The organism is Rhodococcus sp. YL-1, from assembly GCF_001942025.1.
GTDB classification, from domain to species: Bacteria; Actinomycetota; Actinomycetes; order Mycobacteriales; family Mycobacteriaceae; genus Rhodococcus_F; species Rhodococcus_F qingshengii.
In genome coordinates, this window is the sequence record NZ_CP017299.1 from 4,770,007 (window position 1) to 4,787,177 (window position 17,171).

The following is a 17,171-nucleotide window of genomic DNA, read 5'->3' on the forward strand; positions in this document are numbered from 1 at the left end:
TGAAGACGCTGTGGCGCCAGTCACACGGTGAGCAGTCGCGCGCTGCGCCGAACGGTCAGGCAGGCGCGACCAACGGCAGAGGGTTCGGGCGGTGAAAGTCAGGGTTGGCGGAGATCGTCTTCGCGATCGGAGCCCATTCCGAGACGTTCCGGGGCGTGCATCCGCGTGAAGATTCGCGCAATATCTGCCGGTATCTGCTTCGACGACACCTTGCTCACGACGATCATCGTGAGGAACGCCAGCGGCACGCTCACCGCGGCCGGGAACGCGAAAATGGCTGCCGGCCAGCCACCGAGGACGTCCTCCGACAAACCACCCAGGACGGCGACAGTAGCGGCAGTGCCCGCAACACATCCACCGACAACCATCCCCGCCCCCGCGCCGACGGCGGTCAGACCGCGCCACCAGATACCCAATACGAGCAGTGGGCAGAGCGTCGACGCAGCGACTGCGAACACCAAACCGACGGTTCTCGAGAGGTCGACCGACACCACCGCCAGCGACAGCACGAGAGGAACGACCCCGGCCAGTAGCGCTGCAATACGGAAGTCTCGAACTCGACCACGGAGAACATCGGTACTGACGACGCCGGCGATGCTGACGAGCAATCCGGACGACGTCGACAGGAAAGCGGCGATGGCACCGGACGCCACGAGGGCTGCCAGCAGTTGTCCGCCCCACCCCGAGAACACCGAGCCCGGCAACAGCAGCACCGCCGCGTCAGAGGTGCCGGTGATCAGAAGTTGCGGGACGTACAGTCGAGCGAAAACACCGAGGAGTGTCGGAAACAGGTAGAACACGCTGACCAGACCGACAACGGCGAGCGACGTCAGACGGGCTGCCCGGCCGTCGGGGTTGGTGTAGAACCGGACGAGAACATGAGGAAGGCCGAGCGTTCCGAGGAAGGTCGCGAGCATCAGCGAGTACACCTGGTACATCGGGTGCGGCCCACCGAAACCCCAACCCGGGGTGATCCAGTCAGAGTTCTGCGCGGGCGCTCCGGCGACGACAGGGACAGCGGCTCCCGCGTCGAGGACCATGGACATGCCTTCACCGAGAGTGTGCTCCCCCGGCCCCAGGGTCATCGTGCCTTCGACCGCTCGCCCGTCGACTGTGCCGCCGCTGACCGTCACCGGCTCGGACACCTGGACGACGACGTCGGTGGTGATGTCGACGGTCGTCGCAGTGGTGACCGTCGGCGGCATCGACGCGCCGACGTCGTGGTGATCGCCGAAGAAGTAGAAGGTCAGTGCCACAGCGGGAATCGCGACGGCAGTCAGTTTCAGCCAGTACTGGAAGGCCTGAACGAAGGTGATCGAGCGCATCCCGCCGCCGACGACGTTGGCGATGACGATGACCCCGACCGCTACGCCGCCGATCCAACTGGGAACCCCGAGCAAGATATTGAGCGTCAGTCCCGCGCCTTGGAACTGCGGGATCAGGTACAGGATGCACACCATCGCGACCACGAGCATCGCGAGCTTGCGCAATCGCGGTGAGCCGAGACGGAACTCGGCGAAATCGGGGACGGTATACGCACCGGAACGCCGAAGCGGCGCTGCGACGAACAGCAGCAGGGCGAGGTATCCGGCGGTGAAGCCGATGGGATACCAGAGTGCGTCGGCGCCGTACTTGGCGACCAGCCCCGCAACACCGAGAAACGAAGCAGCAGAGAGGTACTCGCCGGAGATGGCCGTCGCATTCCACCGCGCACTGACGGTTCTGGACGCGACGAGAAAGTCCGAGGTGGTACGAGCGAGCCGAACGCCGTAGATTCCGATAGCCACCGTCGCGACAGCTGCTGCCACGATGCCGAGCACCGTCAACACCGGGATAGGTTGTCCTCCCACAGTGCCGCGCTCAGTCGTCCACGATGTCGTTGAAGTCCTGCTCGTTTCGCTCCGCACGACGCACGAACACCCAACCGGTCGTCAACAGCAAGGGATACACGGCGCCGCCCATTACGAGCCACGGCAACCGGATGCCAAGGACCGCGACCTCCGACAGCGTCGGGAAGAGATGCGTCAGCAGCGGCACCGCACACAGGAGCCCGGCTGCGACGACGGCAAGGCGAATCGCCAGTCCCAACTGCGCGCGAACGAGACCGCGGATCATGGCGTCACCGACTTCGGTCTGTTCCTGCACCTCCACCCGTGTTCGCACGATCCGTGCGCCACTACGTTGCGCCAACACAACGCGCTCACGCTGCGGAGGATCGGACTGCGACGTCACCGCGACAACCAACTCTGCTTGGGCGCACGAACCAGTCGATCCTTGAGTTCACGGGTGTGTCTGCGACTGACCGGAAGCTCGACGGGAGGCTTGTCGCCGTGCGGGCGCAGACAGACCACCAATCCACTGCCTACTGTTCGGATGCCGGTGACCAGCGCCAGCGACACCAGGTAGGAGCGGTGCACACGCAAGAAGCCCGCGTCGGCCCAGCGTGATTCGAGCGTCGAGATCGGGATGCGCACCAGGTGCGACTTTCCAGCGGTGTGCAAACGCGCGTAGTCCCCGTCGGCTTCCACCCACTCCACCGAGGAACGCTGAACGAGCGTCGTGACACCGCCCAGTTCCACCGGGATCACCTCGTCCGTGGGCGCAGCTTCGGGTTTGCTCTCACTCTTGGTGCGCCCGGCCAGCCCCACGATCCGCTGAACGGCCTGAGCGAGACGCTCCTCCCGGAGCGGTTTGAGTAGGTAGTCGACGGCGCCGAGATCGAATGCGTCAACCGCTCGATCGTCGTGCGCTGTCACGAACACCACGGGCGGTGGCGTCGCGAAATTGGAGAGGATGCCGGCCAGTTCGAGACCGTCGAGTCCGGGCATGTTGATGTCGAGAAACACCGCGTCGATGCTTCCACCGCGCAGTATCCGCAACGCTGTCGTCGCATCCGATGCCGTGTGAACGTGCGCCACCGAGTCCTCGGCGCGCAGCAAGAAGGCCAGCTCGTCGAGGGCTGGTTTCTCGTCGTCGACGGCAAGGACGGTCAGCTGGGCATCAGTGTCAGTCTCGTTCACAACAGGTCCATGTTCCCACGACGGTTTCAGCCTGATCATCGAAGGCGAGAATCAGACGTGAATACCCTGCTTGAACTTGGGAACACGCATGCTGACCTTCGTACCGGCACCCGGCGCTGTCTCCACCACGAGTCCGTAGTCGTTGCCGAACGCGGCACGAAGTCTGTCGTCGACGTTGGCCAAACCGACGTGAGCAGCTTCTCGTGCGCTGGGTCGCCCCGATCCCGACTCGATGGCGTCGAGCGAACCGGAGCGCAGTAGTTCGGGGTCCATCCCCACACCGTCGTCCTCGACGCTGATGATGCAGTCCGGTCCCTCGTCCGCAGCCACGATGCTCACGGTCCCGCCCTCCGGCTTACTCGAAATGCCGTGACGAACCGCGTTCTCGACCAGCGGCTGGAGGGCCAGGAAAGGAAGAACCACGTTGAGCACTTCGGGTGCTATCTGAAGGCGGACGTTCAGAGCCTCCCCGAATCGCGCGCGTTCGAGGGTCAGGTAACGATCGATGTTGCGCAGCTCGTCGGCAAGCAGGGTGAACTCACCCGCAGATCGGAACGAGTACCGCGTGAAGTCCGCGAACTCGAGGATCAGTTCTCTGGCCCGCGCCGGATCGGTTCGAACAAACGATGCGACCGTGTTGAGCGCGTTGTAGATGAAATGAGGACTGATCTGTGCGCGCAGGGCACGCACTTCGGCTCGATCCAACAGGGCTCTGGACGCGTCGAGGTCGGCGAGTTCGATCTGACTGCAGGCATATCGTGCCACCTCGGTGACCGCTCCGAGCATTCCCGGCCACGGGTCCTCGCTGGTGACGATTCCCAGTACGCCGACCACGCCGATGTCCTCGATCAGCAGGGGCTGAGCGATCAGCGCTCGCACATGGTGATCGCTCGGTCCGCGCACCAGGTCCGAGTGCGTGACGAGTACCCGGCGTTCGCCTTCGATCGCACGAATGGCGGCGTCATGGAATTGTTCGGACAACGCTTCGTGACGGCCGTCCCACGCCAACAGGTTTCCCGACGCGTCTGCCAGGCCCAGACCGGAGCCGCCGGTCAGCTCGCGTAGGTGAGGCGCCGCCTCGGCGGCCGAATTCTCGTCGAGTCCACGCCGAAGTGGCCGCGCGGCAAGCGAAGCCGTGTGGAGAGCGGCATGGACTGCACGTTCGGTGGGGGTGGTCACCTCACGTCTGGTGCGCATCCACACAGCCGTCAGCGCCCCGGCCACTGCGAGAATCAGCACGCTGAGAAGCGCGACCACGGCCGGACTCAAGGCGAGTCCTCGTCCAGTGTCCGTATCAGTGTTTTCGGAGCCACCGTGCGGTACGCATCTTCGACGACGTCGGCTACGTCGTTCCAGAATTTCTCGTCCTCGGTCTCGTCGGCACTCGGAACGTCGAGGTACACGCCGATCCATCCCCGGCCACCCACGTACGGAGGGACGAAGAACCTCGACGGGTCACGACTGACCCAATCTGCCTGCGCCCCAGGTGGGGCCGCGGCCCAGATCGCGACGCGATCGTCGTGGTGGTGATCTGCCATGGTGACGAACTGCGGCGCCTTGCGCACGAACCACGACGCTTCACCGTGGCTGACCCGCTCGGTCGCCTCCGGCAATGCCAGTGCAAGAGCGCGGATTCGCTCCAACGGCGTCATCGATTCACGACCCGCAGGTATTCGGTGCCGGAACACCTGCAAATCGATCCTTCACCCACGCGACAGCTCCCGGCACAGCGGCGCCGTCCGCATGACCTTCACCCGGTCGCGCCTGGAATTCGATGACGTCACCGTCGGCGCAGGCGCGTTCGACTGCCGCCTCGGTCCATTCCGGACGGATCAGGTTGTCATTGGTACCGACGACTACGTAAATCGGACCGCTCGCGCGTTGACTGGGAAGAGCAACGTCGCTGAGCCACGCGTGAATTCGGTCCGCATCCTCGGCGGTAGCCGGCCGCGTGTCGGCGGGCGTCACCTTTCCGACCAGACCCAACTTCTCCGTCGCCCGAGAGGTCAGGCACGAGGTGAGCAGGTCGTAGTTCTGCTCGAATGCTCCGCGCACGTAGTCGGTTCGTTCGAGGTCCGGATGGGTGAGGGACAGCCCTTCGAGTACATAGGGCAGCAGCAGTTGCTGAGGCAGTGACAGATTCACCTCGGAATCACTCGAGATGATCGGCGAGATGTCCGCTGCCGGGGACAGGTTTGCTGCACCGACGAATTCGAGTCCGTCGCCGTAGGTGTCGGCTTCCTCGGCTGCTGCCCAGGATGCCTGCCCGCCTTGGGACAGCCCCAGAGTTGCCCAACGAGTCGCGGTGTCCGGAACGACGTTGCGCGCCGCTCGAACCGCGTCGATGACGTTGAACGCCGCGGTGTCCGGTTGCAGGTAAGGATGCGGGTCCGGAGTGCCGAGGCCCTCGAAGTCGGAGACAGCGACCACGTATCCCGAGTCGAGGAACGGCGCGACCAGGCCGATCGTGCCGAACAGGGTCGGCGAGGCCGACGGCGCGCAGTCGTCCGAAATACCCGTCGTGCCATGGCCGATGGAGACGATCGGCCAACCGCCCTCCGGCGGAGTTCCAGGCGGCGTGAACACCGTTCCCGACACCTGAGTCTCTCGGCCGTCGATACCGGAGGTGGAGCCGTACAGGATTTTCACCGCGCTTGCTCCGGACGCCGCCACTTCGGCTGTGCTGGTGAAGGGTTCACTGTCGAACACGACGCCACGTTGCGCACTGCTCTCGACCGACGGGGTTGTCGTGGTCGAGGTGTCGGTGACGGAGACATCCGGCGAGGCATCCGATCCGCAGCCGACGCTCACGAGAAGTGCGCTCGCCACCACGACTCCCCAGACTGCGCGAACCCGCGAACTCCGAACAGTCATACGCAGTGTTCCCCTCTATTTGCCTGCACCGCTACCTGCTCGGCGACGCCTGACACGTTCCTCTGCTGCGGCCTCTTCGATGTCGAGTCCTTCCAATACGGTACGCAATACCTCGTCGTCGAGATCTCCGTCGTCACGTGCGGCGATCAGCGCAACTCGTTGCGAGCGCAGTGACTGATGCCTGAACTTGTCGAACAGAGCTCCCGCATTCCACAAGGCGGCCTCGCGATCGGCGTCCTCGTCGACCTCCTGGAGTTGAAGCCTCGCCTGCATCGAGCGTCGTACGCGTTCGACGATCGCCTGCAGTTCCTTCCCGTCGATCCCCGGCGGAGGGTGCGCGGCCGCGTCTGCCAACGCCTTCTCTCCCGCCTTGCGAGAAATGTTGCGGGCCAACTCCATCTGTTCCTGCGTGCGCAACTGCTCGTAAGGATCCGCGACGTCGAGGCGACGGATCATGAACGGCAAGGTAGATCCCTGGATGAGCAATGTCCCGACCGCGACGATGAACGCGATCGCCTGGATGACGCCGCGTCCGGGGAACGGCTCGCCGGACGAGAGTGCAAACGGGATACCGCCGGCCGCAGCAAGAGTGACGACGCCGCGCATTCCCGCCCACGAGACCACCAGATTCTGTTTCCACGTCAGTTGATTCTCGCGATCACGGCGCAGGGTTACACCGAATCGCACACGCGAGTAGCTCAGGAACAGCCACACCGGCCGAATCACGATGACAACGGCCAGGACTGCGAGACCGTACGCGAACACGTGAAGCACCGGAAGTCCGTCGGCGACAACATCGTCGATCACGAAGCTCAGCTGGAGCCCCATGTACGCGAAGACGAACATCTCGAGAAGGGTGTCCAGGCTCGACCACACCGAGCGCTCCTGCAATCGCGTCATGATCGACGCGTCCGTCGAATAGTGCCCGATCACCAGACCAGCGACCACAACGGCCAGAACACCGGACGCGTGTAGTTCTTCGGCGGCCAGGTAGGCAGCGAACGGAAGCACCAACCCCAAGCCGGTTTCCAGTGGAGAGTCGTACATGCGGGCACGAACGAACTTGACGACAAACGCGAGCACCAAGCCGACGACAACGCCGCCGATCACTTCGTACGCGAAGAACAACAGGGGCGAATCGGTGGCAATTCGCGTTCCGGTCACTGCTGCGACGGCGACGGTGAAGAGCGTGAGCGCGGTGGCGTCGTTGACGAGCCCCTCGCCCGTCAGGATGGCGATCACCCGTTTCGGGAGCCCGAGCTTCTGACCGACCGCCACCGCGCTGACGGCGTCGGTCGGCGCGATCACGGCCCCGAGCACCAGGGCGGCGCCGATCGTGAACTCGGGCACCATCCATTCGGCGAAGAAGGCAACCACGAACGCCGTCACCAACACCATTCCGACGCCGAGGCGCAAGATCGGGGCCAAGTTGCGTTTGAAGGTCGCCACCGAGAATTTCAGAGCGGCCGAGTAGAGAAGCGGCGGCAGGACCACACCGAGAATGACGTGGGGATCGAGTTCCGGCCGCGGCATACCGGGTATGAAGGATGCGACCGAACCTACCGTCACCAAAACCAGCGGAGCCTGCAGGTTTCGTCGATTGGACAGCCCGGTGACTGCGATGGCGGCAATGACGACCAGCAGAATCCAGGTGAAGTTCACGCGTTCATTCTGCCCGCCGACCCTGGGAGTTCACCTAGCGGACGCACAGAAGCCCGCAACCTTTTCGGTGACGGGCCCCTGAGCAACGGTGCTACCGAAAAACGGTATGCCGAATCCGGTATTACTGCTTTTCGGGAACAGCCTTCTTGGCGGCCTCAGCTGCCTTGTCGATCTGATCGCCGTACTTGTTGCCGGTTTTGTCGTCGGCGATGTCGGCGACCTTGTCGATAGCGTCGTGAACCTTGTCGGAGTTCTCCGCTGCGAGCTCCTGGCCCTTTTCGACCAATCCCTTGACGTTGTCCAAGAAACCCATGTCCGTGTCCTCTCCCGGTGCTGACGCACATCCTTCGGCGGAATCGTTCCTCCGCGCCCTTCGATTCTCACAGGTCGACGGCCTCTGCGCCAGAAAGCAGGTCCGTGCGTTCGAGCCGTGCGCAACTCGAGGTAGCGTTAACCCACCAATAGCTGATTGACCACCCATCGACATCGACAGGTGCCCGGTTTGAATGCAGGACTGCGCGGGACGGGGAGCGACCCCTACCCCACGCGTGAACTGCTGTCCCGGTGGTGGTCGGATCGCACCGATTACACCTGGCTCCCCCGATTCCTCGACACTCGCGGGCTGACCGTTCCCGGACGCAAATTAGTCGCGGTGTGGTGTTTTCTCTTCGCCCTGATCGCGGCGACCATGCAGTTGAGCCGCTTCGGTTCCGACACCGCCCTGGCGCGGTCGATCTTCGCCCTCGGAACTATCAGTGGCGCCTATGCGGGCTACCGCTGGGCGCGTAACGAATCGTGGCCAACTTGGCGACAATCCGTGGCCTTTGTCGTCTGGGCCGACCTGTGGCTCGCCGTCACTCTCTTCTTCGCCGTACGCACCGCTTTCGTCGGAACCATCGGCTGCATCCTGTTCATCATGATCGGCTTCTATGCGGCGATAGTTCACAGCCCTCGCGTTGCCATCAGCCACATCGGTTGGGCTCTTGCTGTCTGCACGACGCTCGCTGCCATGGCGATGTCCGAGCCGGTCAACGACGCCTGGGTGGTCGTGAATCTCTATCTGATGGTTGCCGGTGTGGTTTTCTCCACCGCATGGATTCTGCAGATCGTCTGGCTGCGCCTGACCGACGACGCACGCAACGCCCACCGGGACTACCTCACCGCGACACTCAATCGCCGCGGACTCCAGGACGAGGCACAGCATCTGCTGCGCAGTGATCGAACGCAGGCTCTGATCGCACTACTCATCGACGTCGACTCGTTCAAAAACCTCAACGACACGCACGGGCACGTCGCGGGCGACGACGCGTTGACCGCTGTCGCCGACCGCCTCATCGCTGCCGCCGGCCCCGATGCGGTGGTGGCTCGAATCGGTGGAGACGAGTTCGTCGTCCTGCGCGGAGTCGATCGAGGAGACATCGAGCAGGTCGCCACCGAGATACATTCGGCGGTCTCGTCCGACTCCGATCCCTATCCTGTGTCCGCCAGTACCGGCGTCAGCGTCTATCTGAGTCCCGAGACGGACTTACCGGATCGAGCTGTCAACGAACTGATCGAGCACGCAGACAATGCGATGTACCGAGCCAAGAAGCGCGGCGGCGATCGCATTGCCTGGGTGCAGATGTTCAGGCGCTGAAACTACTCACTCACTGTGGGCATGGTGATGCTCGCCGGGCAGGTCGTCGGGTGTCGCGAACATCTTTCGTTTCTCCCCGTGCAGGCGTGCGCTGATCCACCACGAGAGTTCCACGAGTACAACGCCGATCGCGCCGAGGGTGATCGCGAGCGTCGTCGCAGCGACGTTGCTCGGATCCAGTTTGAAGAACTCACGGGTGAACGGCAGCGCGAACAGGATGAGGTATCCGGCCACCGACCCGCCGATCAGAACGAGCTTCCACCAGACGTACGGCCGAGCCACGACGGCCAGAACCCACACGGCGATCATGATCAACGTGATGAGCGCACTGGTTCCGGCCTGGATCTTCTGGGTTTCCGTCTGGTCCGGGCCTTGGTAAGCCAATACGTAGGAGATGAACGTGGTGATGCCGATGATCAGGCCCGACGGCAACGCCAGACGCATCACGCGCGAGACGAAACCGGTTCGCGCGCGCTCGTTGTTGGGTGCCAGAGACAAGATGAAGGCCGGGATACCGATCGTGAACCACGCTGCGATCGTGACGTGGCGGGGCAGGAACGGGTACGGCAGCGGTTCGAAGTCGAAGACCTGGGACAGGACGCCGGTGATGCCGATCAGGAACGCAAGCACCACCGAGTAGACGGTCTTGGTCAGGAACAGATTCGACACACGCTCGATGTTGCCGATCACTCGGCGGCCTTCCGCGACGACGTACGGGAGCGTCGCGAACTTGTTGTCCAGCAGCACGATCTGGGCCACGGCTCGGGTAGCCGGGCTGCCCGACCCCATCGAGACTCCGATGTCGGCGTCCTTGAGTGCGAGCACGTCGTTGACGCCGTCACCGGTCATCGCGACGGTATGTCCGCGAGACTGCAAGGCCGCGACCATTTCCCGCTTCTGATCCGGTCGCACTCGACCGAACGTCGTTGCTCCGTCGAGAGTGTCCGCCAGCTTTTCCTGATCGCTGGGCAGCTCTCGCGCGTCGATGGGACGGTCGCCGCCTTCGAGTCCGAGGGATCCGGCAACGGCGCCGACGGAAACCGCGTTGTCGCCGGAAATGACCTTGACCGCGACCTTCTGGCTGGCGAAGTACTCCAACGTCTCCTGGGCGTCCGGGCGCACTTTCTGCTCGAGCACGACCAGAGCTTCGGGGGTGACGGTGCCCGGTGCGTCGGCGTCGTCGACGGGGAGGTCGCTGCTGCCGAGCATGAGGACACGAAGTCCGCTCGAACCCACTTCCTCGGCCTTGCGGGCCATTTCCGAGTCGGGATCGAGCAGCACGTCCGGGGCACCGAGTACCCAGTTGCCGTGACTGCCGTACGACTGGCCGCTCCACTTCTTCGCCGAGGAGAACGGCGCCACCGCTGTCGCTTCGCCCCACCCGGAGTCGTCGGAGAGAGACTCGCGAATCGCCAGGACACTCGCGTTGGGGCGAGGGTCGGACGCGGCCATCGCGCTCAACGCGGACTTGACCGCAGTCTCCCCCGATCCACCCGGTGCGACGTCGACCTCGGACAGCCGCATACCGTTCTCGGTCAGCGTTCCGGTCTTGTCCGCGCACACCACGTCGACACGAGCCAGACCCTCGATCGCCGGCAACTCCTGAACGAGGCACTGGCGCTTGCCCAACCGGATCACACCGACCGCAAATGCAATGGACGTCATGAGCACAAGGCCTTCGGGAACCATCGGAACCAGAGCTGCCACCATGCCGTTGAGTGCCGGTCGGATCGGCAGGCCGATCGTGAAGAGCTGATTGAAGATGATCAGCGCACCCGCCGGAATCATCAGGTAGGTGATGAACTTCAGGATCTTGTCGATGCCGCTACGCAGTTCGGAATGCACGAGGGTGAACTTGCTCGCCTCTTCGGCCAGCTTGGCCGCGTATGCATCGCCGCCGACCTTGGTGGCGCGGTATGCACCGCTGCCCGCGGCAACAAAACTGCCCGACAACACTTGCTGGCCACTCGCCTTGTGAACCGGATCGGCCTCACCGGTGAGCAGCGATTCGTCGACCTCGAGTGCAGCCGAACTGACCACCTCACCGTCGACGACTATCTGGTCACCGGATCCGAGTTCGATAATGTCGTCGAGCACAACATCTTTGGGCGCCATCGCCACGGCGACGCCGTCACGCCTGACCATGGGCTTGGCCTGACTCACGATGGCCAGAGCGTCGAGCGTGCGCTTGGCGCGGATCTCCTGGATGATGCCGATACCGCTGTTCGCGATGATCAGCAGTCCGAACATACCGTCGATGATCGAACCCGTCGCGAGCACGATCACCAACAACACGGTCAGGATCGCGTTGATGCGAGTGAAGACGTTGCCGCGAATGATGTCCTTGACCGAGCGGGACGCCCGGTCCGGTACATCGTTGGTTTGTCCCGACGCGATCCGGGCCGCAACCTGATCGGCGGTCAGACCGCGGGCGACGTCGACGTCGTCCGGCAATCGCTCAGGCGCTACCGCCACTGCTGTCTCTTCTGAACTGGTGTGCTCGTGAGCCATGGTCAAAGATTACGCACCCGGAGCAACTAATCAGGGTGCGACTCGACAGGCAACCACGTCCGCGACACTTCGCCGCTCAGCCCAGCGGTATCCACCACTTCGACGGCGGTGTCGGTGACAACGCGTCGATCCTGCCGCCCGGCATCGGGACCGACACTGTTGTGCCCGCATCTGCAGCCGACTCGTCGAGGCGAATGATCGGCTCCGACCACGAGTGAAACGCGAGGTTGAACGTCGCCCAGTGAATCGGGACGAAGACACCGCGCGACCCGTCGCCCTTGTTGAGGTCGATGTGCGTCTGCACTGCCTCTTCCGGATTCATGTGGATGTCCGGCCAGCGCACGTCGTACGCACCGACGGGGAGAAGCGTCAGATCGAAAGGCCCATAGGTTTCACCCAGCTGTTCGAAACGCGATGTGTATCCGCTGTCACCACCGAAGAAGACCCGGTGCTTCGGCCCGGCGAATACCCACGACGCCCACTGCGTCGTGTTCCGGACGAGGCCACGACCGGAGAAGTGACGAGCCTCCGTGCACGTGAGGACCAGGTCGTCGATTTTTGTCGACTCGTCCCAGTCCAATTCCACGATCCGGTTCTCGGGCACCTTCCAGTGCCGCAGGTGAGCCCCGATACCGATCGGCACGACGAACGGAGCGGTCTGTGTACGAGTCAGGGTCTTGACCGTAGCCATGTCGAGATGGTCGTAGTGATCGTGAGAGATGACTATCGCATCCACTGCAGGCAGTTCGGTCAAAGCCACCGGAGTGGGGTGCATGCGCGCGGGACCTACTGTGGCCGAGGGTGATACGCGTTCACTCCACACCGGATCGGCGAGAACGCGGTAGCCGTCGACCTCGACGAGAACGCTCGAATGGCCGTACCACGTCACCGCCGCGTCGCCGGCTGCCGCCGGTGCCAGCGGAGTGGCCAACGGAATCGGCCGACGCGGCCGACCCGTCGACCCTCGCGTGGCCATCGACTTGAACATTCCGACATCGGTGCCCGGAACCAGTGTGCTGCTGGGCTCCGAGTTGTGGAACTGGCGGTCCCGGTATCGCGGGGACATCGCCGCATACGGTTGCACCGTGTTTCGCGAGGCCCCGATCTGCGTCGGGATGCCCCATGCGGCTCGCGCCACCCACCCCGTCGCCGCGGCAACAGCAGCAACTCCGAGAACCGTCGTCTTCTTCATTCAGACGAGCGTAGCCACTATCTGCCCTGCGTGCCCGGCGCCTGTTTTCCCTGCAACCAGCTTTACTTACCCTTGAATACGGGAGGGCGGTTCTCGATGCGGGCAGCGCGGGCTTCCTGGACGTCCTCGCTGAGCCAGGCGGCGTGAAGCGCGTCGAGCTGCTCGGGAGACTGCTCCTCCATGGTGCCGTCGTCGTTGAGAACCATCTTCATGTGCCGCAACGACAGCGGTGCGAGATTCGCGATGCGGTGTGCCCATTCCTGAGCGTCGTCGAGGGTTCCGATTTTGTTGGCGAGGCCGCGAGTGAAGGCTTCTTCGGCGCCGATCTGTTCGATGCCGAGCAAAATGGTGCGCGCGGGACCGCCGCCGACCAGCGACGCGAGCCGACGCATCGTCCACTTGTCCACCGAGACACCGAGGGTGGCGGCCGGGATTCCGAAGCGAGCGCTCGGCGCCACGACGCGAAGATCCGACGCGATGGCCAGTTGCGTGCCCGCGCCTATAGCCGGACCGTTGACGGCAGCGATGACGGGGATGGGCGCCGTGTCGATAGAGCGAAGCATCTCGAACAGGCGATCGGTGAAGCCCTCCATGTAGACGTCGCCGGAGAGGTCCGCGCCTGCACAGAACGCCGATCCCTCACCGGTGATGACGACGACGTGCGCGTGCTCGGCTACCGCCGCGTTCATCGCGTCCCGTATTGCGATGCAGAGTTCCGCGCTGAGCGCATTACGACGCTCGTGACGCTGCAACTCGATGGTCACGACGTTGCCGTCACGGGAGAACCCGATCATGTCCGCTCACTTTCGTTTCTGGAAGGCTCGACACAGGGATGTTCCGAGGCGCCGATACCGTCCGCATACTTCTCTGCAGCTAAGTTCTGTACATCAGGAGGTTAGATTACCGATGAGTACAGACGACCTTGCCGCACAGCAACCACACCCGGTTGACGTGGTGGTGATCGGCGCCGGACAGGCCGGACTCTCCGCCGCCTACTACCTGCGCAAGTTCGGAATCGAGCCCGAATCGGGGTTCGTGGTGCTCGATCATGCGTCGGGGCCGGGCGGGGCGTGGCAGTTCCGTTGGCCGAGCCTGACACTGAGCACCGTCAACGGCGTCCATGACCTCCCGGGAATGTCCTTCGCGGAAACCACCGGTACAGACGCCGAACAGGTGCCTGCATCGGTGGCGGTCCCCCACTACTTCGAACTGTACGAAAAGCAATTCGAACTTCCCGTCCACCGCCCGGTACACACGCGAGTGGTGTGTCCGAGGGAAGAGCGCCTGCGGATCGAGACCGACCAGGGAGTATTCGCGGCGCGAGGCTTGATCAACGCGACGGGGACCTGGGAGCGGCCCTTCATCCCCCACTATCGCGGGGCCGAGTCGTTCCGTGGCCGACAACTGCACACGAAGGACTATCGAACCGCTGCCGAGTTCGAAGGCAAACATGTCGTCGTGGTCGGCGGCGGGATCTCGGCCGTCCAACTGCTCGACGAGATCTCACGCGTCACGACCACTACCTGGGTGACGCGGCGCGAACCCGAGTTCCGCGACGAGCCGTTCACGCCGGACATCGGCCGCGCTGCGGTTGCCATGGTCGAAGATCGTGTACGACGCGGCCTGCCACCGGGATCCGTTGTCTCGGTGACCGGCCTCCCGGTAACGCCTGCCATCCAGGCAGCGCGAGAGCGTGGTGTGATGAATCGACTGCCGATGTTCTCCGAAATTCTTCCGAACGGCGTGAAGTGGGCCGACGGTACCGTCGTCGACGCCGATGTCATCTTGTGGTGCACCGGTTTTCGTAGCTCACTCGATCACCTGGCGCCGTTGCACCTGCGCGGACCGGGTGGCGGAATCCCGATGACCGGGCGCCTCGCCACGCAGGTCGAAGCCGACCCTCGCGTGCACCTGGTGGGATACGGACCGTCGTCGTCGACGATCGGAGCCAACCGCGCCGGCCAAGCGGCAGCGCGCGAACTGACCGCGTACCTGGGAATCGGCGAATGAACAGAATCCTTGTTCCGGGCGAAACCTGCTGGCGCATCGAACCGGCGGACAATCTTGCCTGCATCGTCGACGCCGCTGACTACTTTCATCATGCGAAGTCCGCAATGCTGCAAGCTGAAAAGCGAATCATGTTGATCGGCTGGGACTTCGACACGCGCATCAAACTCGAACCAGGCAAGCAGACTCTCGACGGCCCCAACCGGTTGGGAATGTTCCTCCGCTGGCTCGTCCGCGAGAAACCCGACCTCGAAATCCTCGTACTCAAATGGAACATCGGCGCGTTCACCGCAATCGGCCGCGGCATGACTCCCGTCTTCGTGTCCAACTGGCTGACCGACGAGCGCCTACGGTTCGAGATCGACGGCGCCCACCCGGTTGGTGCGGCGCACCATCAGAAAATCATCGTCATCGACGACGCTCTGGCGTTCTGCGGCGGCATCGACATGACTGTGGACCGCTGGGACACCTCGGATCACGTCGACCGAAACGATTATCGAATCACGCCGAGCGGAAGGCGTTACGGCCCTTGGCATGACGCAACCACGGCGGTCGACGGCAATGCGGCTGCGGCCATCGGCGAATTGGCGCGGGCACGCTGGAAATCCGCAACCGGCGAGGATCTGACACCGGTCAAGAGCACTGCGACTCCGTGGCCCGTCAATTTGGCTCCCACCTTGCGGGTGGTCGACGTAGCCGTCGCCAGAACATTGCCGGAACTCGGCGAGCGCGCGGAGGTTCGTGAGATCGAGGCGCTGTATCTCGCCGCCATCGCCGGCGCCGAACACACGCTGTACATCGAAAGCCAGTACCTCGCCTCACGCACGCTGGCCGAGGCGATTGCCGCGCGCCTGCGTGAGGACGACGGACCGGAGATCGTTCTGGTCATTCCGCGCAACGCCGACGGTTGGCTGGAACAAAAGGCGATGGACGGGGCGCGCCACGACCTGCTACATCTGCTGTGGTCCGCTGACATCCACGACCGTTTCGGTGCGTTTTATCCCGTGACCTCTTCTGGCGCACCCATTTACGTACATGCCAAGGTTCTCGTGATGGACGATCGCCTCCTGCGAATCGGGTCGTCGAATCTCAACAACCGTTCGATGGGCTTCGACACCGAGTGCGACATCGCCGTCGAATCCGACGACGACGCAGATGTCGAGTTGCGCGCCTCGATCATCGGATTGAGGCGCCGGCTACTCAGCGAGCACCTCGACGTCACCGAGGAAGAAGTCGACGACGCGTCGGGTGAGCAGTCACTGTTGTCGACGGTTCGCGCTCTCTCGACCTCCGACGCTCGCAGTCTGCGCGAATTCGACCGGAACAGAGTCGACGGCGAAGACCACGTGCTCGCTGAAAATGCACTGATGGATCCCGAGCGCACGCCGCCCAGACTGAGCGATCGAATCGAAGGATTGCGCCGCCTGCTCGGCAAACGCTGAGACTCTAGAACACGCGCACGCAGTGCCCGGTTGCCAGCGCGAGTTCGACGAGCGTTGCACCGTGAACACTCGGGACGAGCGCGAGGAGAAACGTATCGCTGTCGCTGTCGAGCCAGGCAAGTGAAACGCCCGTATCGGTGATGTTGTCGCCGATACGGGCGAGAAGCGATTCGAGTCCAGCAGCTCGATCGAAGGCCACGACAAGACTGTCCGCCCACTCCCACGATCCCGCCGGCGCCGACGTGAGCACTCGCAGCTGACCCAGAACCTCGGCAGCATCCTCGTTCCAGTCCACCCAGACCAGGCGTTCTTGTTCGTGCAATGCGTCGACGAGAGCAAACCACGCCATTTCCGGGTGTGGCTTCTCGAGCGTCTGTGAGTACAACTCGTTCTGCACTTCGACATACCGTTCCGGTTGGTCGATCGCGAGAGTCACACGATCGATGACAACAGCGCTGTCAGGGGCGAGCAGTTCGGCGATCGCGCGCAACGCGTCGCGAGCAGTTCCACTCACTATGGCTCCAAGTTCAATTCGGTCATCGGTGCGGTTTCCACATTCTGACATGCGTGTGCGCCTCGTTCGGACGTGTCCTCGATGTCGGGACACGAGCCAGATGCTTGCCGTGAGTTCCACGAATTCCCGGGCAGCACCGCTCACCGAGCTACCAAATTGGACTTCCCGGCTATCCCATTCGCCGCACTTGTCCGTTTACCCTTTCACCTGGCCTTACAATCCGGATATAGTCATCGGCGATCCAAGAAGCCAACTGGGATGTAGCGAGCCAGCGAACAGTCTGTTACCGTTCAGCTAACTACCCCTTCTGGTC

Annotated in this window: 15 protein-coding genes; 3 read left to right on the forward strand and 12 right to left on the reverse strand. The window is 63.5% G+C overall.

Features of this window, described 5'->3' with window-relative positions:
- Positions 1 to 98: 98 nt before the first annotated feature.
- The 8 genes from BH682_RS21995 to BH682_RS22030 form a co-directional block, all read right to left on the reverse strand.
- Positions 99 to 1,850 carry a sodium/solute symporter gene (locus BH682_RS21995; RefSeq protein ID WP_030534942.1) on the reverse strand — a complete coding sequence of 584 codons (1,752 nt, stop codon included), beginning with the start codon at positions 1,848 to 1,850 and terminating at the stop codon, positions 99 to 101.
- 10 nt (positions 1,851 to 1,860) lie between these two features.
- Positions 1,861 to 2,232: a membrane protein gene (locus BH682_RS22000; RefSeq protein WP_003939880.1), complete on the reverse strand. Its 372-nt coding sequence runs from the start codon at positions 2,230 to 2,232 to the stop codon at positions 1,861 to 1,863.
- Complete coding sequence (locus tag BH682_RS22005) at positions 2,229 to 3,020, reverse strand: LytR/AlgR family response regulator transcription factor (RefSeq protein ID WP_003939723.1); 792 nt, start codon at positions 3,018 to 3,020, stop codon at positions 2,229 to 2,231. Before BH682_RS22005 ends, BH682_RS22000 begins: the two co-directional genes overlap by 4 nt.
- Before the next feature lie 51 nt (positions 3,021 to 3,071).
- Positions 3,072 to 4,289, reverse strand: coding sequence for a sensor histidine kinase (locus tag BH682_RS22010; protein ID WP_030534943.1), 1,218 nt, complete (start codon positions 4,287 to 4,289; stop codon positions 3,072 to 3,074).
- Positions 4,286 to 4,672 (reverse strand): MmcQ/YjbR family DNA-binding protein, encoded by a 387-nt coding sequence (locus tag BH682_RS22015; RefSeq protein WP_075834102.1) that lies wholly within the window; start codon positions 4,670 to 4,672, stop codon positions 4,286 to 4,288. Before BH682_RS22015 ends, BH682_RS22010 begins: the two co-directional genes overlap by 4 nt.
- Positions 4,673 to 4,676: 4 nt before the next feature.
- On the reverse strand, positions 4,677 to 5,894 hold the full coding sequence (locus BH682_RS22020) for a lipase family protein (RefSeq protein WP_075834104.1): 1,218 nt from the start codon (positions 5,892 to 5,894) through the stop codon (positions 4,677 to 4,679).
- A gap of 15 nt (positions 5,895 to 5,909) precedes the next feature.
- Positions 5,910 to 7,556: a Na+/H+ antiporter gene (locus BH682_RS22025; protein ID WP_003939739.1), complete on the reverse strand. Its 1,647-nt coding sequence runs from the start codon at positions 7,554 to 7,556 to the stop codon at positions 5,910 to 5,912.
- Positions 7,557 to 7,677: 121 nt separating this feature from the next.
- Positions 7,678 to 7,869, reverse strand: coding sequence for an antitoxin (locus tag BH682_RS22030; protein WP_003940164.1), 192 nt, complete (start codon positions 7,867 to 7,869; stop codon positions 7,678 to 7,680).
- A 180-nt stretch (positions 7,870 to 8,049) separates the two neighbouring features.
- Here BH682_RS22030 and BH682_RS22035 point away from each other — a divergent pair, with 180 nt between their 5' ends.
- Positions 8,050 to 9,192 (forward strand): GGDEF domain-containing protein, encoded by a 1,143-nt coding sequence (locus BH682_RS22035; RefSeq protein ID WP_075834106.1) that lies wholly within the window; start codon positions 8,050 to 8,052, stop codon positions 9,190 to 9,192.
- 6 nt (positions 9,193 to 9,198) lie between these two features.
- On the opposite strand, the gene BH682_RS22040 is transcribed toward BH682_RS22035, so the two are convergent.
- From BH682_RS22040 to BH682_RS22050, 3 genes are all read right to left on the reverse strand, one after another.
- On the reverse strand, positions 9,199 to 11,703 hold the full coding sequence (locus BH682_RS22040; RefSeq protein WP_003940410.1) for a cation-translocating P-type ATPase: 2,505 nt from the start codon (positions 11,701 to 11,703) through the stop codon (positions 9,199 to 9,201).
- A gap of 76 nt (positions 11,704 to 11,779) precedes the next feature.
- The gene (locus tag BH682_RS22045) at positions 11,780 to 12,895 is read right to left on the reverse strand and encodes an MBL fold metallo-hydrolase (RefSeq protein WP_007727770.1); all 1,116 of its coding nucleotides are present in this window, start codon (positions 12,893 to 12,895) and stop codon (positions 11,780 to 11,782) included.
- Positions 12,896 to 12,957: 62 nt separating this feature from the next.
- A complete protein-coding gene (locus BH682_RS22050; RefSeq protein ID WP_003940192.1) occupies positions 12,958 to 13,689 on the reverse strand; it encodes an enoyl-CoA hydratase in 732 nt (243 codons plus the stop codon).
- Positions 13,690 to 13,801: 112 nt separating this feature from the next.
- Between BH682_RS22050 and BH682_RS22055 the strand changes: the two genes are divergently transcribed.
- Both BH682_RS22055 and BH682_RS22060 read left to right on the forward strand, forming a co-directional pair.
- Complete coding sequence (locus BH682_RS22055) at positions 13,802 to 14,905, forward strand: NAD(P)-binding domain-containing protein (RefSeq protein WP_046379033.1); 1,104 nt, start codon at positions 13,802 to 13,804, stop codon at positions 14,903 to 14,905.
- On the forward strand, positions 14,902 to 16,344 hold the full coding sequence (locus tag BH682_RS22060; RefSeq protein ID WP_075834108.1) for a phospholipase D-like domain-containing protein: 1,443 nt from the start codon (positions 14,902 to 14,904) through the stop codon (positions 16,342 to 16,344). The genes BH682_RS22055 and BH682_RS22060 overlap by 4 nt, the downstream gene beginning before the upstream one ends.
- 4 nt (positions 16,345 to 16,348) lie before the next feature.
- Here the strand turns inward: BH682_RS22060 and BH682_RS22065 are convergent, their stop codons facing one another.
- Entirely contained in the window at positions 16,349 to 16,858 is a 510-nt protein-coding gene (locus tag BH682_RS22065) for a DUF6630 family protein (RefSeq protein WP_030534948.1), read from the reverse strand.
- Positions 16,859 to 17,171: the final 313 nt, after the last annotated feature.